We start from the raw sequence: 19,817 nt of genomic DNA on the forward strand, positions 1-19,817 counted from the left end.
GATCCGGCGATCAGATCAGGAAATCGTTCAGATCCTTGCCCAGCGCAACTTGCTCGGCGATGGCCTTGGGCATACGACCCTGACCGGTCCAGGTCTTCTCCTGACCGTCTTCCTGGTATTTGTATTTCGCAGGACGGGGAGCACGCTTGCTCTTGGTGGTGCCCGCCGCAGCCGGAGCCGCCACGCTGCCGATCAGCTCACGGGGATCGATACCAGCCTGTTGCAGCATTTCGGTGAATTCATTCAGTTTGCGCTGACGCTCTTCCTGTTCGGCACGTTCCTGTTCAACGGACTCGGCACGCTCGTTATATACCAGGTCAAACTTTTCTTTCGCTTCTTGCAGTTGCTCAAACGGCAGTTCACGAATGGCAGCGCGCAAGCTGCGAATGTTCAGCAGAACCTTCAGAAACTCGTTCATTACTTCCTCACAGAATTATTTTTGTATGTCACAGGGATAACACGATTTGAGAATAGCATGCCCATTGGATAACAACATAATGTTTTTATACCATCCGGCAGCGCGCTGACACCATATGGACATTATTCACCGTGGTTAATTCCCTGCCTGATACTTATTGGGAATACTCTCACAGACTTTATTTTCTATTTTCCCCGGTTAATCTCAGACTCACCTCATTCGTTGTACACGGTGTTATCTCTTACCCGCGTCGCTCTGCGCCAGGTCATTTAGCAGCAGTGCCGGCACTTATTGTACAAATAGTGCGCTCATGGCCATGACCTTCGCGGACAATAAACCAGGTCCCGTTTCAAGGTGCCCCTTGCGCCTGATCCTGTATCCAGCGGATGAATGCCTGGATCTTGGGACACTGGCGGTGAGGGAGGGTCGCCAGGTAATAACGCGGCTCGCAGCGCACCGCCATGTCCGGGAAGGGCATCACCAGCGCTCCGCTCGCCAGCGCCTGGCTTGCCAGTTGCCTGCGCCCCATGGCGACACCGACGTGGTGGGTGGCGGCAAGGATCGCCAGATCCGCTCGATCAAATCCCATGTGCGACGCGCAAGCCTCCAGGGAGAGATGCCAGTGACTCCCCCAGGTGCGCCACTCGTCGCTGTCCGTGTCCAGGCCCCAGGCCTGCCTGTCATGGAGCAGGCGGCACTGCTGCAGATTCCCCACCTCCCCCATCAGACCGTGGTCGCTGGCGTATTGAGGGCTGCACACCGGCACCATGTATTCATCCATCAGGGGGTGGATGGCCAGGCCCGTCGGGGTTCTGGCATCGAAGTTGAGGGTCAGATCGATGCCGTAGCCGTGCAGGTTGATGTGCTCGTTGCCCGTCAGCAGGTTGAGCTCGATGTGAGGATGCAGACGGGAAAAATCGGCGAGCCTTGGCACCAGCCAGCACTGGGCGATGGAGGGGCGCGAGTGCAGCGTCAGGGAGCCCGACAGCGCCTGCTCCCTGATCTCCAGCACCTCCTGATTGATGAACTCCAGGGAGGAGGTGAGCGCCCAGAAGATGCGCTGCCCCTCCGTGGTCAAGGCTACCTTGCGGTGAAAGCGCTGGAACAGCAAAAACCCGAGCGCCTCTTCCAGGGCCGAGATGCGGTGGCTCACCGCGCTTGGGCTCAAGGAGAGCTCGTCGGCGGCGAGCGCAAAGGAGCCGTGGCGGGCCGCCGCCTCGAAGGTGTGGAGCCTGGCGAGCTGATGGCTGCTGAGCAGCTTGCTCCTCACCCCTGGGTGCTCATCGCGTTGCATGGTTGGGCCTCCCTCTCTTTTATCTGGCAGATGATACCAGAAGGGCGAGGTTTGCATTCACCAGGAAGACTCAAGTCACCCGTATGCGAAGACACAGTAGGGTAGATGACCATTTGCATCAACTGGGCTCATCCAAGCCACCCGTTTTATCATTTGTCACGGCAACGCTGGCGCCGTTCAATGGGATGATTCCGTCACCACCCCGCGAGGCTTTCATGACACACACCGACATTGCCGGGCTCATCGCCCGCTTTCCCCTGCTCGAACCGCTGATCGCCCTCACCCCTGTGACCTGGTTCAATCCGGGGGCCACCTCCCTCGCGGAAGGATTGCCCCATGTGGGGCTCACCCGGCACGATGTGGCCGCCGCCTCCGCCCGGCTCGCCCGCTTCGCCCCCTACCTGTGCGAGGCCTTCCCCGAAACCCGCGCCAGCCACGGCATCATCGAGTCCGGGATCGCCGCCATCCCGACCCTGCAGGGGACCCTCAATAAGCGCTACGGCGTCAAACTCACCGGCAGCTTGCTGCTCAAACAAGACAGCCACCTGCCCATCTCCGGCTCCATCAAGGCGCGCGGCGGCATCCACGAGGTGCTGGCCCATGCCGAACACCTAGCCATCCAGGCTGGGCTGCTGCGCGAGACGGATGACTATCGCACGCTGTTCTCGGACGAGTTCCGCCACTTCTTCAGCCAGTACAGCATCGCGGTGGGGTCGACCGGCAACCTCGGCCTCTCCATCGGCATCATGAGCGCCCGCCTCGGCTTTCGCGTCACCGTCCACATGTCCGCCGATGCGCGGGAGTGGAAAAAGAAAAAGTTGCGCGAACATGGCGCCATCGTGGTGGAATACGCCGAGGATTACGGGGTGGCGGTGGAGCAGGGACGCAAGGAGGCCGAGCGCGACCCCAACTGTTTCTTCATCGACGACGAGCACTCCCGCACCCTGTTCCTCGGCTATGCGGTGGCGGGCGAGCGGGTGAAAAAGCAGTTCGACGAGATGGGCATCAGGGTGGACGCCGACCATCCGCTCTTCGTCTACCTGCCCTGCGGCGTCGGCGGTGGCCCGGGCGGGGTGGCCTTTGGTCTCAAGCTTGCGTTCGGGGACAACGTGCACTGCTTCTTCGCCGAACCTACCCACTCCCCCTGCATGCTGCTCGGGGTCCACACCGGGTTGCACGATGCCATTGCGGTGCAAGACCTTGGCATCGACAACCTCACCGCCGCCGACGGCCTCGCGGTGGGACGCGCCTCCGGTTTTGTCGGCCGCGCCATGGAACGCCTGCTTGCGGGCTTCTACACCCTGAGGGATCAGGAGATGTACGACCTGCTGGGGCTCCTGGCCCGGGATGAAGAGATCCGGCTCGAGCCCTCGGCACTGGCGGGCATGGCAGGCCCCTGGCGAGTGGCCACCAACCTTGAGTGGCAGAGTGGGCAGGGACTGGATGCTGCCAAGATGGCCGGGGCCACCCACCTGGTGTGGGCCACCGGCGGCGGCATGGTGCCCGCCGAGGAGATGGAAAAATACCTGGCCTGCGCCCGGATCTGATCTTTTTTTCGCCCCCGTGACCCGCCGACCTGGCGGGTTTTTCTGCTGCGAGATCAGCAAGATGGCACCTCAGCCCTCGCCCCCATGACACAGACGGCCAGACTGCTGGACAGCCTGATTTGTCATCCAGCCCCACCAACTGGTTATTTTGTGATACGATAGAGACCGTTTTTTGACATCTGCGCCCCGTTGTCCCCTTTTTCCGGTGAGATAACCACCGGTTCCGGCGACCAACACCTGCCGGGCGCAGCACAACATGTGCCCAGTTCGAATCGCTCCTGCGCGACCTTGACGCCTGGAGCACTCCCCTCTGGGCACCTTAGATAAGGAGATCGGGCGATGAAACAATATCAAAGCTGGTTGGGACAATATCTGATGAGCCGCCGTGACGGAGACCACGCCATGGCATCCGAGCTCGCCAGCTCCATCTGCGAATTCTGGCAGGCCCGTGGAGATGAGGCCGAGACCAGCAAATGGCAGCAGATCTACGAGCAGCACGTGGAAAAAACCACCTGACGACCTGCTCTCTTCCATAAAAAAACCGGCGCTCATGGCGCCGGTTTTGCATTTCAACGACCCGGATCACATCTGGTCGATCATGTCCTGGGCGAACTGGGAGCAGGAACGCAGGGTGGCCCCTTCCATCAGACGCTCGAAGTCATATGTGACGGTCTTGTTGGCGATGGCCGCTTCCATCCCCTTGACGATGAGGTCGGCCGCCTCGGTCCAGCCCAGGTGGCGCAGCATCATCTCGGCAGAGAGGATGAGGGAGCCCGGGTTGACCTTGTCCTGGCCAGCGTATTTCGGCGCGGTGCCGTGGGTGGCTTCGAACAGGGCAACGCCGTCGCCGATGTTGGCGCCCGGCGCGATGCCGATGCCGCCGACCTGGGCCGCCAGCGCGTCGGAGATGTAGTCGCCGTTGAGGTTCATACAGGCAATGACGTCATACTCGGCCGGACGCAGCAGGATCTGTTGCAGGAAGGCATCGGCGATGACGTCCTTGACCACGATGGTCTTGCCGGTCTTCGGGTTCTTGAAGGAGCACCAGGGGCCGCCGTCGATGAGCTGGGCATCGTACTCTTTCTGGGCTAGGGCATAGCCCCAATCCTTGAAGGCACCTTCGGTGAACTTCATGATGTTGCCCTTGTGCACCAGGGTCACGGAGTCGCGATCGTTGTCGATGGCGTACTCGATGGCGGCACGGACCAGACGCTCGGTACCGGCCTTGGACATGGGCTTGATGCCGATGCCGCAGGACTCGGGGAAGCGAATTTTCTTCACGCCCATCTCGTTTTGCAGGAAAGCGATCACCTTCTTGGCTTCATCGCTGTCCGCCTTCCACTCGATGCCGGCGTAGATGTCTTCGGCGTTCTCGCGGAAGATCACCATGTCGGTCAGCTCGGGGTGCTTGACCGGGCTCGGGGTCCCTTCGTAGTAACGGACCGGGCGCAGGCAGACGTAGAGATCCAGCTCCTGGCGCAGGGCCACGTTGAGGGAGCGAATACCGCCACCGACCGGGGTGGTCAGCGGGCCCTTGATGGCCACGCAGTATTCACGAATGAAATCCAGGGTTTCGGCCGGCAGCCAGGCACCTTCGCCATAGACATGAGTCGACTTCTCGCCGGTATAGATCTCCATCCAGGCGATCTTGCGCTCGCCTTTGTAGGCTTTCTCGACCGCAGCATTCACCACATTCAACATGGCCGGGGTCACGTCCACACCGATACCATCCCCTTCGATAAACGGAATGATGGGATTGTGGGGAACCTGCAGCTTGCCGCTGGCATCGACTGTGATTTTCTGGCCCTGGGTCGGGATAACTACTTTGCTTTCCATCGGCATCTCCTAACTTCCGTTTGTTATCAATCTGATCGTTGCGCGCGGCCATCTTAAGCCCATCCATTTGCATAATCAAATAGCGGGCGTGCATGTCAGACCATAGTCGGGGAGTGGATCACAGTGCGCCTGAGGATCCCCTCCTCCCTCGCCGCCCTCTGGTCCTGACGAGGCGCAGGCCCCGTCCATCCGGGCCTCTTCCTCTAGTGATGACAGCGTCTCCCTGCCCTCGCCGCCCCGAAGGCGCCACTCCCCCAAATCCCGTTCGCCTTTACATCGTCGTAACCCCTTTGGCGAGGCAAGGCGCGCCGGGGGACAGGCTGCCGGATCCGGACTAGGCTCTTTGCCAGTGATCGGGGCGCCCGGGGCGTGGCCGATCATGAAGAGAGCACGACAACAAGGAGAACACCATGTTTATCGTCACCAACCGGATGGTCAACGAGCAGGGCAAGACCCCCAGCGAGATCTTTGGCGAAAAACCCGCAGAGGGCCCCAACGAACTGCGCCTCGCCGAGGCCCGGCGTCAGGGCAAACAGTGGCAGCTGGACCTGCTGCCGGATCAGATCACCGCCGAGATGGCCGCCAGCGTCGGCCTTGACCCCGATCTCCCCCACCCGGCCAGCGCCTATGTGGCGCGCAAGCTGCTGGAGCGCTGCGCCGGGACCGGCAGCACGGCCAAGCAGAAGCTCAAGACCGGCAAACACCTGCTGCTGTTCGTACACGGCTTCAACAACGATCTTGACGATGTGCTGGAGCGAGCCGCGGGGCTCGAGGCCCGTTACGGCGTCGAGGTGCTCTGCTTCAGCTGGCCCGCCAATGGCGGCGGCGCCCGGGGCGTGCTGAGCTACAAGAGCGACAAGCGCGATGCCCTGGCCTCGGCCGGGGCCCTTGACCGGGTGCTGGAGAAGATGAAGGGGCTGCTCGACGAGTTCAACGGCCAGTATGTGACGCAACTGGAAGAGAAAGCCCAGAAGAAGTTCGCCGACAACGGCGAGGCCTGGGATCGCTACTTTGCCAAGGAGGTGAACAAGCGCTGCCCCTTCACCATCAACCTGCTGCTGCACAGCATGGGCAACTACCTGTTCAAGCACCTGCTGGGCAGCACCACCTACCACGCCAACCAGCTGCTGTTCGACAACATCATCATGGCCGCCGCCGACACCAACAACGAGCTCCACGCCCAGTGGGTCGATCGCATCCAGTGTCGCAACCGCCTCTACATCACCATCAATGAGCGCGATGGTGCCCTGATGGCATCGCGCATGAAGATGGGGGAGCAGCAAAAGGCGAGGCTCGGCCACTACACCCGGCGGCTGGACGCCAGAACGGCCACCTACGTGGACGTGACCAATCAGCCCCATGTGGGGGACTCTCACGCCTACTTCGAAGGGGATGCCCTCGCCAACGAGAAGGTGCTGCGTTTCTTCCACACCGTCTTCAACGGCGGCACCGGCGAGCGCGCGGAGCTGTTCGATGCGGCCCAGAACCTCTATCGCCTCTAGCCACTGCGCAAAAAAACCACCGCCCCGAACAGGGCGGTGGTTTTTCATTATGCGCTCACTCGGTGGCCACAAGGCCGCCAGGGGCTAGTGTTCTGCCGCTTCCGGCTGGGGCGCTTCGCTGCGCTCCCGTTGCAGTTCATCGACCCTGGCCTGCCATCTGTCCTGGGCCTGTTTTTGCCCCTGGGACTCGAATTCCTGGCGCATGGTGTCGATTTTTTGGTCAAGTTTTTCCATCAGGATGTCTCCTTACATCTCGGGTTACACACTGGCTGACGGCACTGTTTGGCCAACCTGCTCACCCGATTGGACACCAGGTTTTCCCCAATTGTCCAACAAAATAAACGATTGATTATGCAAAAACCAATCTAGAAAATGGGTTGAAGCTCCTTATGAAACCCCATCGTTCACCCTGAAAACGCCTGATAAAAACACCATTTTTGCCATTTATATCAATATCTTGATATTTATCACTCGCTCAATGACGCCCTTGAGATCGGCATGACGAGTGTATGCACATTTTTTTTCACAAAAACTCCCCGATCTCCAGGTTTTGCGACCGGAAAGGCCCCCTTGTCCATCCAAAAACACGATAGGTTATGACACAACCCATCTCTTTAATGGATAGATAATTCCCAACCCCGGCCCTGCGGCTTGCCAACCCGACCACCAGCAGGTTCGCTTGTTACCCATCCGGGCATATCCCGCCCCACTCCCGCCCCGATAAAATGAAGCCGCACCACGCCTGCTGAGCGGGTTGTTGCCGCCCTCATCCCCTCTCGTCGGAGTCATGACATGGATCTCTTCTGGTGGTTTGCCCTGCCCGTCGCCGCAGGCACCTTCTATGGGTGCTATTTCTGGAACCAGCGCCATGCCCAGCCCGACTGGCTGCGCCTGCCCACCCGCGCCGACTACCTGCACCAGCATCCCGAATGCGCCATCGACGATGAACTAGGGGCGCGCTGCTGCGCCTGCGGCTCCGACAAGGTGCTGGGCCACCCCCAGACCGGCTGGCCTGATCATCGCTTTCGCCACACCTGCCTCGCCTGCGGCAAGGCGCTCTATCGCACCGAAGAGCCCCCTGTATAAGCATCCACATTCGCCCTTTTTGTATGGCGATGTATGGCGATGTATGGCGATGGCAGATGCTGACACCCGCGAAGCAGCAAAGAGCACGCGCTCGGGACAGGGAGAGCGCCGACCAGGTCATAATGGGTTGTCGTTTGTGACCCTCTTTCGTACTATTGCCCGCCACTGCGAACCCCCTTTTCCGGCCCGGGCGTCACGCACGGCGCGGGCCCACAAACGGATAGCGATCCCATGACATCTCTGACCCACTGCTCGGTGCTGGCGATGACGCTGGTTGCACTGCCCGCCCTCGCCTCCGGTGACGGTGACGGGTGCGGCTTCTGGCTCACCGACTGCCCTCTCCCCACCTATCCGCTCTATCTCAACGAGAACGACACCCGGGGCAACCTGCTGATGCTGCTGGGGGATGCCCAGCATCACCCCCTGCCCTTCACCCTGCCGGCAGATCCGCTGAACGAGCGCAGCCAGCCGCTGTTCTACCTCACCCGCCTCCCCCAGCCGGAGGAGGTGGAGGACCCGGCGCTGCGCGAGCAGCTCGGCAGCCGGCTGGCCGCCTACGACCCGTCCCTCCCCCCGCTGCTCGAGCACTACGCGGGCCACGACTCCCTCTATGGCCACGCCATCTCCAACTCCCTCTCCTCGGTCAGCGCGTTTCTGGACGCCCTCGAGCAGAGCGGGGTGCCCGCCCCGGAGCGCACGTCGCTGCTGCGAAGCCGTCTGCTGATCCTGGGGCAGCAGGAGAGCCCCGCCCCCGCGACCGGAATGAGCGGTGCTGCCCTGGAGTGGCAGGGGTATCTGCAGGCCGCCCGGCACTTCTACGAGAGCCGCTTCGAGGAGGCCCGCGCAGGCTTTGCCACCTTGCAGCTGGCCAAGGCCCCCTGGGTGGCCGAAAGCGCGACCTACATGGTGATGCGCACGGAGATCAACCTCGCGATGAAGGAGGCGAAGGACGAATACGGCGATCAGGACGTGACCAGGAGTGACAAGGAGGCCCTTCGCCGCGCCATGGCCCAGGGTCAGGCCTATCTGGCGGCCTACCCGCAAGGGCGCTACGCCAGCTCGACCAGAGGACTGTTCAGACGCATCCAGTGGATGTCCGGTGATCTCGGCGCCCTGCGGGATGCCTATGACGAGGCCATGGCAACCCGCCAGCCCTTGCCGGCGCTGGAGGCCCTGGTCAACGAGATCGATCTCACCTTGCTCAGTGGCGATGCCTATCGCCATCAGGCGGCCTATCAGGACTCGGCCCAACCGGCGCTGCTGTTCGTCAATGCCCTGCGGGGTCTCAGACCGACCTATGAGCGGCCGCGGGACTGGCAAGATGCCCAGCTGGACGACGCCATCGCGCACCTGCAAAAAACCGGTCACCAGGCGCAGGCGGCCTATCTCAAGGCCTACGCCCTCTTTTTGGACAAGCAGTTCGAGCAGGTGCTGGCCCTGCCCTCCCCGGGGCAGGAGGACGCCACCCTGGCATTCAGCCACCAGATGCTGCGTATCTGGGCCTGGCAGGGCATGAAGGCCTTCGACAAGGCCGAGCAGGCCCTGATGGCGCTGGTGGCCTCCCCCCTGGGTCAGGCCCAGCAGGCGTTCGTGGAGAACGTGCTGGCGGATCACTGGGTGCGCACCGGCAACACGGCCGCCATCTTCCAGCCGGGCAGCCCCATCACCCAGCTGCGCATCCGCGCGGCCGTGCTCAAGCAGGAGGCCGAACCCACTCTGTTGCGCCAGCAAGCCAGTCAGGGCCCGAGCGCGGCGGAGCGGCAGATTGCGCTCCATACCCTGCTGGTGCGGGATCTCATCGCCAGCGACCCGGCCACCTTCTTGCAGGATGTGGCCCTCATCCCCGCCGATTACAAGGAGGCGACCCCTCCCGCCGACGCGCCCTGGGAGCCCGTGCCCAACGGGGATGTGCGCCTCTCGACGTTCCAGTGGCGCGGAGAGGGGACGCCCCAGGGCTACCACTGCCGGGATCTGACCCAGACCCTTGGCACCCTGGTGCAGCGCCCCGACGATGGTCATGCCCTCAACTGCTTCGGGGAGTATCTGCGCAGCCGGGATCCCCATATCGACCTGTGGCAGGATCGCGAGATGATCTGGGGGCTGGCGCAAGACGAGCGCCCCACGTTCCCGAGTCGCCTCGCCCTCTATCAGGCCGTGATGGCCAACCCCAAGGCGGAGCCCGAAGACAAGAGCTATGCCCTCTATCGCGCCATCCAGTGCTATGCCCCCTCCGGCTACAACAGTTGCGACAGCCAGGAGATCCCCAAACGCACCCGGCAGGCCTGGTTCAACACCCTCAAGCAGCGCTATGGCAACTCGGTGTGGGCCAGATCCCTCAAATACTACTGGTGAGCCATGAGCAGACCCCCTGAACGCGCACTGTTGGCGCTGCTGCTGACGGCCCTGGCCACCCCCCTTGAGGCCAGTGTCGATGCCAGCGCCTATCACGGGTTCTGGCTCTGGTCCGCCACCCGCCACCAGCCGGTACTGGAACAGGCCAGCACCCTCTATCTGCATCAGGGGGAGATCCTGGACAGGCCCGGCGGCCCCCGCTTCGTCAAGCTGGGGCGGGTTCCCTCCCCCCTCAAGGCCGGGCAGGTCTGGCTGGTGGTGCGTGTCAACGCCCTCCCCCTCTCCCCCGCCCACGAGCAGGTGCTGGTGCGCCTCTACGAGGGGTGGCGCGCGGCCGGAGCCAGGGTGGCGGGCATCCAGATCGACTTCGATGCGGCGACCCGCCAGCTCGATCGCTATGGCAACGCCCTGCAACAACTGCGGCGCGCCCTGCCTCCCGGGTGCAAGCTCAGCGTGACGGGGCTGCTCGACTGGGCGAAAACGGGGGACGTGGCAGAGCTCAATCGCCTGCCCGTGGACGAGCTGGTGATCCAGACCTATCAGGGCACGCGCACGGTGCCGGGCTATCAGGCCTATCTGCCCGCCATGGCGCACCTGACCATCCCGTTCAAGGTAGGGCTGGTGCAGGATGGGGAGTGGGATCCCGCCTGGCAGACAACACTGGCCGCCTCCCCCCACTACCGGGGCGAGGTGGTCTTCCTGCTCAATCGCCCGGCGCCGATCCCGGGGACCAGCGCCCCTGTTCCCCGGCATGACGCCCCCTGAGATGCGGGTGAACCCTATCGGGGCACAGGGGCAAGGGCGTGCCCACAGCAAGCAGCAGTGGCAGACCCAGATCCGGCTGTTGGCATCCACACCGGGCGAGATGCCGTGTGAGAGGAACGCCGCCCGGGCCACCACGTCGGTCAAGCCCGCCATCGTGCTGCGCGCCGCGCGCCGTCACAAACAGGGAGAGAAACAAGGATGACGTTTGTCGAGATGAACCCCGCCCACCTGCCGCTGGCCCTGCTGCTGGAGGCCGATCCCGCCGCGTCGCGCATCGCCGCCTACCTGCCCGGGGCCTGGGGCTTTGCCGCCCTGGCGGACAACGAGGTCGTGGGGGCCTGCGTGGCGGGCCTGGTGGGGGAGCAAACCGCCGAGATCTTCAACATCGCCGTTGCCCCCAACCGCCAGCAGCAGGGCATCGGCTCCGGCCTGCTGCGCTTCGTGCTGGAGAACCTGACCGGGAAGGGGATAGGCCGCGTCGAACTCGGTACCGGCAGCTTCGGCCACCAGCTCACCTATTACCAGCGCCACGGCTTTCGCGTCCATGCCGTCGTGAAGGATCACTTCCTCATCCACTATCCCGAGCCCCTGATGGAGCACGGCATCCAGCACAAGGACATGCTGCGCCTCTCCCTCGCACTGACGCCAGACATCGCCACCCCCTGACCCGAGAGGGTGAGCCCCGCCCTCCCCCTGATGGCCGCCCCCTGTGGTACACTCCGCCATCCCCTGTTTTTGGTAGGCATGCGATGAAATCAGCCCGTCCCCGTCTCTCCCTCTCCGCCCGCCCTGACGCAGGCCGCACGGCCAGCGGGCCTACCACTGTGCCCCCATCCCAACGCCGGGAGGCCCGGCACCCAGGGAGGGTCAACGAGCGCAAACCGGCCCCCGCCCCGGCGGATCGCAAGCTGCTGCTCCTGAACAAGCCCTACATGGTGCTCTGCCAGTTCACCGACGAGGCGGGCCGCGAGACCCTCAAGGATTACATCAAAGAGCCCGGCATCTATGCCGCGGGCAGGCTGGATCGAGACAGCGAAGGGCTCTTGCTGCTCACCAACGACGGCAAGTTGCAGGCACGCCTCACCCAGCCGGGAGAGAAGACCCCCAAGACCTACTGGGTGCAGGTGGAAGGCATCCCGAGCGAGGAGAAACTGGCCGCCCTTCGCGCCGGTGTGGAACTCAACGACGGCATGACCCTGCCCGCCGGGGCGCGCATCATGGATGACCCTGCTGTGTGGCCACGCAATCCGCCCATTCGCGAGCGCAAGGAGATCCCCACCTGCTGGCTCGAGATAACAATCGTGGAGGGGCGCAACCGCCAGGTGCGGCGCATGACCGCCCACATCGGCCACCCCACCTTGCGCCTCATCCGCTACGCCATCGGGGAGTGGACCCTCGATGGGCTGGCGCCGGGAGAGAGCCGCGCCCTGCCCGCCCCCGATCTGGCACCCGCGCCACGACCAGCCGCCACGCAAGGCAAAGCACGGGCATCCGCCGCAGCCGGGGGCACTGGCCGCAGTGCCCCCCGCACCGCCCGGCCAACAGATCAGGAGCCACCCCGGGGGCGGGAGCGCCGCGGGGCAGACCCGCGCCAGGCCAATCGCAGCGGCGGGCGCACCACCGCCCGCCGTCCGGCTCGCACCAAGCCCTCTGAATGAATGCGATAGCGGATCTGCATCGAGCGCCCCTGCCGGGGCACAGCCAACAAGACAAGGAGTCCTTATGAGCGATCACCCACCGCTGCCCACCCGCCTCACCGTGGCCGCCCTGGTGCACTGGCAGGGGCGTTTCTTGCTGGTGGAAGAGGAGATTGCGGGCAAGCGCCGCTTCAACCAGCCCGCCGGCCACGTGGAGCCGGGAGAAGATCTCATCCAGGCGGCCTGCCGCGAGCTGAAGGAGGAGACGGGGCTGACCGCCACGCCCACCGGCTGGCTCGGGGTCTACCTCTTCAAACCGGCGGACAGCGAGGCCACCTTTGTGCGCACCGCCGTCATCTTCGACCTTGAAAAGTCGCCCGGTCAGCACCATCCAGAGGATCCCGACGGTGACGTACTGGCCTGTCACTGGCTCAGCCTGGAGGAGATTGCCGAGTGCAAGCCCGCCCTGCGAAGCCCCCTGGTGTGGCAGTGTATCCAGGACTATCTGGCAGGCACCAGGCTGCCGCTGTCGGCCCTCAAGGCCTTCATCTGAGAGCCTGCCCACGCTCTTACTGCGAGACCGAGATCAAGGCTCATGTGCTGCTCGGAATCCTCACGTATATCTATACGTTCCGGTTCCTGCGCTGCTCTTTACCTTGCTGACGGCCTCTCGTGACAGATCGTGAACAGGCTATGCGGGACCGTTTGGCGCCATTTTTTCATCATGGCGCCGACAAATAGAAAAACGATTTCCCGCCGCCGGGCTTCCAAGGGGAACGGCGGCAGGGAGATGTGACCGGGGGCGCAAAACTCTGGTAGAATACGCCCCGTTTAAACGAACTGGTAACTTCGACTAATGACAGACAACAGCCAAATCAAGGTGATCGTCGGCATGTCCGGCGGCGTGGATTCTTCCGTCTCGGCCTACCTGCTCCAGCAGCAGGGCTATCAGGTCGAAGGCTTGTTCATGAAGAACTGGGAAGAAGACGACACGGACGAGTACTGCTCTGCCGCCCAGGATTTGGCTGATGCCAAGGCCGTCTGCGACAAGCTGGGGATGAAACTCCACACCATCAACTTCGCCGCCGAATACTGGGACAACGTCTTCGAGCACTTCCTGGAAGAGTACAAGGCGGGTCGCACCCCGAACCCGGACATCCTGTGCAACAAGGAGATCAAGTTCAAGGCGTTCCTGGAGTTTGCCGCCGAAGAGCTGGGGGCCACCTACATCGCCACCGGCCACTATGTGCGCCGTGACGACAGCACCGGCCGCCCGCGCCTGCTGCGCGGCCTCGATACCAACAAGGACCAGAGCTACTTCCTCTATACCCTGAGCGAAGCCCAGGTGGGTCAGAGCCTGTTCCCGGTCGGGGATCTGGAAAAACCCGAGGTGCGCCGCATCGCCGAGCAGCTGGATCTCATCACCGCCAAGAAGAAAGACTCCACCGGCATCTGCTTCATCGGTGAGCGCAAGTTCAAGGACTTCCTGGCCAAGTTCCTGCCCGCCCAGCCCGGTCCCATCGAAACCGTGGACGGCAAGATCATCGGCGAGCATCAGGGGCTGATGTACCACACCCTGGGCCAGCGCAAGGGGCTCGGCATCGGCGGTCGCAAAGATGCCACCGAAGAGGCCTGGTACGTGGTGGACAAAGAGGTGGAGCGCAACACGCTCGTGGTGGCGCAAGGGGAACACCCCCGCCTCTACTCCGACGGCCTGGTCGCGAGCCAGCTGCACTGGGTGGATCGCACCCCCATTCGGGCGCCGCGCCGCTGCACCGTCAAGACCCGTTACCGTCAGGAAGATATCCCCTGCCTGATCCAGCCCATCGACGATGAGACCATCCGGGTCATCTTCGACGAGAAACAGGCTGCGGTGACCCCGGGCCAGTCCGCCGTCTTCTACGACGGGGAAGTGTGTCTGGGCGGTGGCATCATCGAACAACGTTTCAGCCATCCGGTCTAAGGGCTGGGCGCTCACGAGCGTCCGCGCTGTACTCCCTTCTCCCCTCGTGGGAGAAGGGTTGGGGATGAGGGGGTAACCACCCTCACCCTGACCCTCTCCCTGAGGGAGAGGGGACAAAGAAAAACAGTACCAGGCAGCGATACATGATTGGCAACGTCCAGGCCGGATCATGGCATCGGCCGGTGAAAGAACAGAGCAGGGCTGTGAAGATATGAGCGACAAATTCCAAGACAGAACCATGGCCTTCGCAGGCATCTGCCAGGCCGCCTATCTGGTGCAGAAAGTGGCCCGTGACGGCTCCTGCGACGAAGCCTCCCTGCGCGAGAGCCTGCAAAGCATTCTGGTCACCAACCCCACGCAGCCGCTGGAAGTGTTCGGCAGCCACCTGGCCATTCGCGACGGCTATCGCGCCCTGGTGGAACAGCTGGGGGCCGACGGCAGCCAGAAGAATGCCGAGCTGACCCGCTACGTGGTGAGCCTGATCGCGCTGGAGCGCAAGCTCGCCAAGCGCAAGGACATCCTCAACATGCTGGGGGAGCGGATCAGCCAGATCGGCCGCCAGCAACAGCATTTCGATCTGCTCGACGAGCAGATCCTGGCCAACATGGCGAGCATCTACAGCGACCTTATCAGCCCCATCGGGCCGCGCATCCAGGTGGCGGGCACCCCGCTCTTCCTGCAGCAGCCCCTGGTGCAGCACAAGGTGCGCGCCCTGCTGCTCGCAGGCATCCGCGCCGTGGTGCTGTGGCGCCAGCTCGGCGGCAGCCGTACCCAGATCATCTTCGCCCGCAAGAAGATGGTGGAACTGGCCAAACGATTTTAACCCCCACACCAATCATCAGGAGTTCACCCCATGGAGCTGTCCGCGCTGACTGCCGTTTCCCCGATTGACGGTCGTTATGGCGACAAGGCCGATGCCCTGCGCCCTATCTTCTCCGAATTCGGTCTGCTGCGTTTTCGCGTCGAAGTCGAGGTGCGCTGGTTGCAAAAACTGGCCAGCCACGCCGGGATCCCGGAAGTCCCTGCCCTGAGCGAGGCAGCCAATGCCGTGCTTGACGGCATCGTCAGCAACTTCAACGAGCAGGATGCCGCCCGCATCAAACAGATCGAGCGCACCACCAACCATGATGTGAAAGCGGTGGAGTACTTCCTGAAAGAGAAGGTGGAAGTGAACCCGGAGCTGGCCGCCGTCAGCGAATTCATTCACTTCGCCTGCACCTCGGAAGACATCAACAACAACTCTCACGGCCTGATGCTGAAGACCGCCCGGGAAGAGGTGATCAAGCCTTATTGCGAAAAGCTCATCGGCGAGATCAAACGCCTGGCCGTCGAGTACCGCGACATGCCGCTGCTGTCACGCACCCACGGTCAGCCGGCGACCCCGAGCACCATGGGCAAGGAGATGGCCAACGTCGCCTACCGTCTGGAGCGCCAGCTCAAGCAGATCATGGCGGTGGAGCTGCTGGGCAAGATCAACGGTGCCGTGGGCAACTACAACGCCCACATCAGCGCCTACCCGGATGTGGACTGGCACCAGTTCTCCGAGGAGTTCGTCACCTCTCTCGGCCTGACCTGGAACCCCTACACCACCCAGATCGAGCCCCACGACTATATCGCCGAGCTGTTCGACGCCCTGGCCCGCTTCAACACCATCCTGATCGACTTTGACCGTGACGTCTGGGGTTACATCTCCCTGGGTCACTTCAAGCAGCGCACCATCGCCGGCGAAATCGGCTCCTCCACCATGCCCCACAAGGTCAACCCCATCGACTTCGAGAACTCCGAAGGCAATCTGGGTCTGGCCAACGCCGTGTTCCAGCACCTGGCGAGCAAACTGCCCATCTCCCGCTGGCAGCGTGATCTCACCGACTCGACCGTGCTGCGCAACCTGGGTGTGGCGGTGGGTTACTCCCTGATTGCCTATCAGGCGACCCTGAAGGGTATCTCCAAGCTGGAAGCCAACGCGGACGCCATGGCCGCCGATCTGGACGCCAACTGGGAAGTGCTGGCGGAGCCCATCCAGACCGTGATGCGCCGCTACGGCATCGAGAAGCCCTACGAGAAGCTCAAAGAGCTGACCCGTGGTCGCCGCGTCGACGCCGAAGGGATGCGCACCTTCATCGACACCCTGGAGTTGCCGGAAGCGGTCAAGGTCGAGCTGAAGAAGCTGACCCCGGCCAACTACATCGGCGACGCCCAGCGTCTGGTCGATCTGCTGAAATAAGTGATGTAACCGAACCGGCGGGGGCTCTGTCATGACGGCAGGGCCCCCGTTGATTTTGGCCCATTTGATATGATCACCCTCTATCGGGCCATTTCAGAGCCCTTGCCCAAGCCCGCCTTGGGCAAGCCCTCTCACAAGATACGAGAAGCACCATGTACCAACTCAATCTGGATATCGCTCACTTCCTCGAGCACTACTGGCAGAAGCGCCCGCTCCTCATCAAGGGCGGTTTCATCGACTTTCAGGATCCCATCAGCCCGGACGAGCTGGCGGGTCTGGCCATGGAAGAGGTGATCGAATCGCGCCTCGTCACCCGCTTCAACAACAAGTGGGAGGCGGCCCACGGCCCCTTCGAATCCTACGATCACCTGGGGGAAGAGAACTGGACCGTGCTGGTGCAGGCGTGCAACCACTGGGTACCCGAGGTGCACGAGCTGGCGGTGCCCTTCCAGTTCATCCCGGGCTGGCGCTTTGACGATGTGATGGTGAGCTTCTCCACCCCTCACGGCGGTGTCGGCCCCCACATCGACAACTACGACGTCTTCATCACCCAGGGTCAGGGCAAGCGCCACTGGCGGGTCGGCGATGCCAAGCCCTTGAACGAGTTTGCCGCCCACGCCGCCCTGCTGCACTGCGAGCCGTTCGAGGCGATCATCGACGTCATCATGGAGCCGGGCGACATCCTCTACATCCCGCCCGGATTCCCCCACGAGGGCTACGCCATCGAGCCCTCCCTGAACTTCTCGGTGGGTTTCCGCGCGCCGGACGCCAAGGCCCTTGTCTCCTCCTTTGCCGATCACCTGATCGACAACGAGATCCGCACCGACCGTTACGGCGACCCGGACCTCCAGCCCCGCGCCCGCCACGGGGAGATCCAGCCCCATGAGCTGCACCGCCTGCGGGAGCTGATGCAACAGGCCCTCGACGACGAGACCCTGTTCAAGGAGTGGTTCGGCACCATGATCTCCGAGGCCAAGCACGATCTGGACGTCAATCCGGTGGAGCCGGACTACAGCGCCGACGAGGTGGCCGACCTGCTGAGCCAGGGGGAGCCCGCCATCAAGGTGCCCGGGTTGCGCAGCGTCTGGTTCAGCGGCGAGAGCCGCACCTGCTACATCGACGGCGAAGCCTGGACCCTGCCAAGCGAGGATCCGGCCGCCATCTCACTCCTGTGCGACAAGGACATCATCACCCAGGACGCGCTGGTGGAACTGGCCGATCAGGCGGGCTTCCTGCAACTGCTGACCCGGCTGGTCAACCGCGGCTACTGGTTCTTCGGCTGATCCAGAGGGCTGCCGCCCCTCCCGGCGTGCCGGGAGGGGCGGCGTTTTTTCCGCTGTAGGCCAACCGGCTCCTGCCCTGCATTGCTTCGCCCTGACGCCGCGGGAGGGAGTGACTACACTGGATGACGGCCAACGGCATCGGGCCGGATCGCCCCCGCAATGGGGCCCTGTTGTTTGTCATTTAACAACATGGGATCGGGCAGGATGCGGGGCCAGAAATGGGAACCAAATGGCCTCAGTTGCGGAAAATCAATTATTTTAGCCCCTAAAATGAGCTGTGAGCGAAAACGTTATCTTTCAAATTGAGGCCGTTTTCGCTCAAAACGTTGTTTCTGGATCATAAAAAGTATCCAAAAACTGGTGTATATTGCACGGCGGAAATTCCTTAACCATGAAGACTGACATGAAAAAGACCAAAATCGTCTGCACCATCGGTCCCAAGACCGAATCCAAAGAAATGCTGGGCAAGATGCTGGATGCCGGCATGAACGTCATGCGCCTGAACTTCTCCCACGGCGACTACGCCGAACACGGTGGTCGCATCAGCAACCTGCGCGCTGTCATGGCCGAAACCGGCAAGCACGCAGCCATCCTGCTGGACACCAAGGGTCCGGAAATCCGCACCATCAAGCTCGAAGGCGGCAACGACGTCTCCCTGGTCGCCGGCCAGACCTTCACCTTCACCACCGACCAGACCGTGGTGGGCAACAAAGACAAAGTCGCCGTCACCTATGCCGGTTTTGCCAGCGACCTGCGCGTCGGCAACCGCATCCTGGTTGACGACGGCCTGATTGGCCTGGACGTCATCGAAATCACCGAGCGCGAAGTGATCTGTAAAGTGCTCAACAACGGTGACCTGGGCGAGAACAAGGGCATCAACCTGCCGGGCGTCTCCATCAAGCTGCCGGCCCTGGCCGAGAAAGACAAGCGCGACCTCATCTTCGGTTGCGAGCAAGGCGTTGATTTCGTTGCCGCTTCCTTCATTCGCAAGAAAGAAGACGTGCTGGAAATCCGTGAGCACCTGAAAGCCCACGGCGGCGAGAACATCCAGATCATCTCCAAGATCGAAAACCAGGAAGGCCTGGACAACTTCGACGAGATCCTGGCTGTCTCCGACGGCATCATGGTTGCCCGTGGCGACATGGGTGTCGAGATCCCGGTAGAAGAAGTGATCTTCGCCCAGAAGATGATCATCGAGAAGTGCAACAAAGCCCGCAAAGTGGTCATCACCGCCACCCAGATGCTGGACTCCATGATCAAGAACCCGCGTCCGACCCGCGCTGAAGCCGGCGACGTGGCGAACGCCATCCTGGACGGTACCGACGCAGTCATGCTGTCCGGTGAGTCCGCCAAGGGCAAGTACCCGCTGGAAGCCGTGACCATCATGGCCACCATCTGTGAGCGTACCGATGCCGTGATGCCGTCCAACCTGTCTGCTGCCAACGACAGCAACAAGCTGCGCATCACCGAAGCGGTCTGCAAAGGCGCGGTCGAGACCTCCGAGAAGCTGGACGCCCCGCTGATCGTGGTTGCCACCGAAGGCGGCAAGTCTGCCAAGGCCATCCGCAAATACTTCCCGAAAGCCTGGATCCTGGCCATCACCACCAACAAGAAGACCGCTGCCCAGCTGGTGCTGACCAAGGGTGTGGTTGCTCACGTGGTTGACTCCATCGCCTCCACCGACGACTTCTATCGCATCGGCAAAGAAGCCGCGCTGGAAATCGGCATGGGCGTGAAGGGTGACGTGGTTGTCATGGTCTCCGGTGCCCTGGTACCGAGCGGTACCACCAACACCGCCTCCGTTCACGTACTGTAATCAGTCCTGAACCGATGAAAGCGGCGCCTGCGGGCGCCGTTTTTTTTTATCTCTCCCCCTGCTGCCCCTCTTGCGCCGGTGCTAGAATCCACGC

General features: G+C 62.7%; 19 protein-coding genes. 15 read left to right on the forward strand and 4 right to left on the reverse strand.

Features of this window, described 5'->3' with window-relative positions:
• Positions 1 to 10 precede the first annotated feature (10 nt).
• Together OKC41_RS08020 and dsdC are read right to left on the reverse strand one after the other, a co-directional pair.
• Positions 11 to 418, reverse strand: a complete 408-nt coding sequence (locus OKC41_RS08020; protein WP_010673634.1) for an H-NS family nucleoid-associated regulatory protein — start codon at positions 416 to 418, stop codon at positions 11 to 13.
• 349 nt (positions 419 to 767) lie between these two features.
• On the reverse strand, positions 768 to 1,712 hold the full coding sequence (gene dsdC, locus OKC41_RS08025; RefSeq protein WP_201893513.1) for a DNA-binding transcriptional regulator DsdC: 945 nt from the start codon (positions 1,710 to 1,712) through the stop codon (positions 768 to 770).
• 215 nt (positions 1,713 to 1,927) lie between these two features.
• Here dsdC and dsdA point away from each other — a divergent pair, with 215 nt between their 5' ends.
• Both dsdA and OKC41_RS08035 read left to right on the forward strand, forming a co-directional pair.
• Positions 1,928 to 3,259 (forward strand): D-serine ammonia-lyase, encoded by a 1,332-nt coding sequence (dsdA, locus tag OKC41_RS08030; RefSeq protein WP_201893506.1) that lies wholly within the window; start codon positions 1,928 to 1,930, stop codon positions 3,257 to 3,259.
• 339 nt (positions 3,260 to 3,598) lie between these two features.
• Complete coding sequence (locus OKC41_RS08035) at positions 3,599 to 3,775, forward strand: hypothetical protein (RefSeq protein WP_010673631.1); 177 nt, start codon at positions 3,599 to 3,601, stop codon at positions 3,773 to 3,775.
• Between the two features lie 66 nt (positions 3,776 to 3,841).
• On the opposite strand, the gene icd is transcribed toward OKC41_RS08035, so the two are convergent.
• On the reverse strand, positions 3,842 to 5,095 hold the full coding sequence (icd, locus tag OKC41_RS08040; RefSeq protein ID WP_010673630.1) for an NADP-dependent isocitrate dehydrogenase: 1,254 nt from the start codon (positions 5,093 to 5,095) through the stop codon (positions 3,842 to 3,844).
• 410 nt (positions 5,096 to 5,505) lie between these two features.
• Here icd and OKC41_RS08045 point away from each other — a divergent pair, with 410 nt between their 5' ends.
• Positions 5,506 to 6,597, forward strand: coding sequence for an alpha/beta hydrolase (locus OKC41_RS08045; RefSeq protein ID WP_042864175.1), 1,092 nt, complete (start codon positions 5,506 to 5,508; stop codon positions 6,595 to 6,597).
• Positions 6,598 to 6,681: 84 nt separating this feature from the next.
• On the opposite strand, the gene OKC41_RS08050 is transcribed toward OKC41_RS08045, so the two are convergent.
• Entirely contained in the window at positions 6,682 to 6,831 is a 150-nt protein-coding gene (locus OKC41_RS08050) for a hypothetical protein (protein WP_010673628.1), read from the reverse strand.
• Positions 6,832 to 7,389: 558 nt separating this feature from the next.
• Between OKC41_RS08050 and OKC41_RS08055 the strand changes: the two genes are divergently transcribed.
• The 12 genes from OKC41_RS08055 (at position 7,390) to pykF (ending at position 19,723) form a co-directional block, all read left to right on the forward strand.
• Positions 7,390 to 7,683: a hypothetical protein gene (locus OKC41_RS08055; protein WP_042864176.1), complete on the forward strand. Its 294-nt coding sequence runs from the start codon at positions 7,390 to 7,392 to the stop codon at positions 7,681 to 7,683.
• 231 nt (positions 7,684 to 7,914) lie between these two features.
• Positions 7,915 to 10,035 (forward strand): hypothetical protein, encoded by a 2,121-nt coding sequence (locus tag OKC41_RS08060; protein ID WP_139701044.1) that lies wholly within the window; start codon positions 7,915 to 7,917, stop codon positions 10,033 to 10,035.
• Positions 10,036 to 10,038: 3 nt separating this feature from the next.
• Entirely contained in the window at positions 10,039 to 10,800 is a 762-nt protein-coding gene (locus OKC41_RS08065; RefSeq protein WP_139701042.1) for a DUF3142 domain-containing protein, read from the forward strand.
• A 7-nt stretch (positions 10,801 to 10,807) separates the two neighbouring features.
• Positions 10,808 to 11,002 carry a hypothetical protein gene (locus OKC41_RS08070; RefSeq protein ID WP_235671242.1) on the forward strand — a complete coding sequence of 65 codons (195 nt, stop codon included), beginning with the start codon at positions 10,808 to 10,810 and terminating at the stop codon, positions 11,000 to 11,002.
• Entirely contained in the window at positions 10,999 to 11,466 is a 468-nt protein-coding gene (locus OKC41_RS08075; protein ID WP_139701040.1) for a GNAT family N-acetyltransferase, read from the forward strand. Before OKC41_RS08070 ends, OKC41_RS08075 begins: the two co-directional genes overlap by 4 nt.
• An 83-nt stretch (positions 11,467 to 11,549) precedes the next feature.
• Positions 11,550 to 12,458 carry a pseudouridine synthase gene (locus tag OKC41_RS08080; protein WP_139700766.1) on the forward strand — a complete coding sequence of 303 codons (909 nt, stop codon included), beginning with the start codon at positions 11,550 to 11,552 and terminating at the stop codon, positions 12,456 to 12,458.
• Positions 12,459 to 12,522: 64 nt separating this feature from the next.
• A complete protein-coding gene (locus OKC41_RS08085; protein ID WP_042014263.1) occupies positions 12,523 to 12,990 on the forward strand; it encodes an NUDIX hydrolase in 468 nt (155 codons plus the stop codon).
• Positions 12,991 to 13,293: 303 nt separating this feature from the next.
• Positions 13,294 to 14,400 (forward strand): tRNA 2-thiouridine(34) synthase MnmA, encoded by a 1,107-nt coding sequence (gene mnmA / locus OKC41_RS08090; RefSeq protein WP_010673619.1) that lies wholly within the window; start codon positions 13,294 to 13,296, stop codon positions 14,398 to 14,400.
• Between the two features lie 211 nt (positions 14,401 to 14,611).
• Positions 14,612 to 15,223 (forward strand): high frequency lysogenization protein HflD, encoded by a 612-nt coding sequence (gene hflD / locus OKC41_RS08095; protein WP_010673618.1) that lies wholly within the window; start codon positions 14,612 to 14,614, stop codon positions 15,221 to 15,223.
• A gap of 30 nt (positions 15,224 to 15,253) precedes the next feature.
• Positions 15,254 to 16,624: an adenylosuccinate lyase gene (purB, locus tag OKC41_RS08100; protein WP_041214787.1), complete on the forward strand. Its 1,371-nt coding sequence runs from the start codon at positions 15,254 to 15,256 to the stop codon at positions 16,622 to 16,624.
• Between the two features lie 152 nt (positions 16,625 to 16,776).
• On the forward strand, positions 16,777 to 17,907 hold the full coding sequence (locus OKC41_RS08105; RefSeq protein ID WP_201893500.1) for a cupin domain-containing protein: 1,131 nt from the start codon (positions 16,777 to 16,779) through the stop codon (positions 17,905 to 17,907).
• Between the two features lie 403 nt (positions 17,908 to 18,310).
• Positions 18,311 to 19,723, forward strand: coding sequence for a pyruvate kinase PykF (gene pykF, locus OKC41_RS08110; RefSeq protein ID WP_010673615.1), 1,413 nt, complete (start codon positions 18,311 to 18,313; stop codon positions 19,721 to 19,723).
• Positions 19,724 to 19,817: the final 94 nt, after the last annotated feature.

The organism is Aeromonas sp. QDB17 (assembly GCF_027705305.1).
Lineage (GTDB): Bacteria > Pseudomonadota > Gammaproteobacteria > Enterobacterales > Aeromonadaceae > Aeromonas > Aeromonas caviae.

Coding starts and splice junctions, on each gene's coding strand:
- OKC41_RS08020 (WP_010673634.1), bottom strand. CDS start 418: ATGAACGAGTTTCTGAAGGTTCTGCTGAACATTCGCAGCTTGCGCGCT.
- dsdC (WP_201893513.1), bottom strand. CDS start 1,712: ATGCAACGCGATGAGCACCCAGGGGTGAGGAGCAAGCTGCTCAGCAGC.
- dsdA (WP_201893506.1), top strand. CDS start 1,928: ATGACACACACCGACATTGCCGGGCTCATCGCCCGCTTTCCCCTGCTC.
- OKC41_RS08035 (WP_010673631.1), top strand. CDS start 3,599: ATGAAACAATATCAAAGCTGGTTGGGACAATATCTGATGAGCCGCCGT.
- icd (WP_010673630.1), bottom strand. CDS start 5,095: ATGGAAAGCAAAGTAGTTATCCCGACCCAGGGCCAGAAAATCACAGTC.
- OKC41_RS08045 (WP_042864175.1), top strand. CDS start 5,506: ATGTTTATCGTCACCAACCGGATGGTCAACGAGCAGGGCAAGACCCCC.
- OKC41_RS08050 (WP_010673628.1), bottom strand. CDS start 6,831: ATGGAAAAACTTGACCAAAAAATCGACACCATGCGCCAGGAATTCGAG.
- OKC41_RS08055 (WP_042864176.1), top strand. CDS start 7,390: ATGGATCTCTTCTGGTGGTTTGCCCTGCCCGTCGCCGCAGGCACCTTC.
- OKC41_RS08060 (WP_139701044.1), top strand. CDS start 7,915: ATGACATCTCTGACCCACTGCTCGGTGCTGGCGATGACGCTGGTTGCA.
- OKC41_RS08065 (WP_139701042.1), top strand. CDS start 10,039: ATGAGCAGACCCCCTGAACGCGCACTGTTGGCGCTGCTGCTGACGGCC.
- OKC41_RS08075 (WP_139701040.1), top strand. CDS start 10,999: ATGACGTTTGTCGAGATGAACCCCGCCCACCTGCCGCTGGCCCTGCTG.
- OKC41_RS08080 (WP_139700766.1), top strand. CDS start 11,550: ATGAAATCAGCCCGTCCCCGTCTCTCCCTCTCCGCCCGCCCTGACGCA.
- OKC41_RS08085 (WP_042014263.1), top strand. CDS start 12,523: ATGAGCGATCACCCACCGCTGCCCACCCGCCTCACCGTGGCCGCCCTG.
- mnmA (WP_010673619.1), top strand. CDS start 13,294: ATGACAGACAACAGCCAAATCAAGGTGATCGTCGGCATGTCCGGCGGC.
- hflD (WP_010673618.1), top strand. CDS start 14,612: ATGAGCGACAAATTCCAAGACAGAACCATGGCCTTCGCAGGCATCTGC.
- purB (WP_041214787.1), top strand. CDS start 15,254: ATGGAGCTGTCCGCGCTGACTGCCGTTTCCCCGATTGACGGTCGTTAT.
- OKC41_RS08105 (WP_201893500.1), top strand. CDS start 16,777: ATGTACCAACTCAATCTGGATATCGCTCACTTCCTCGAGCACTACTGG.
- pykF (WP_010673615.1), top strand. CDS start 18,311: ATGAAAAAGACCAAAATCGTCTGCACCATCGGTCCCAAGACCGAATCC.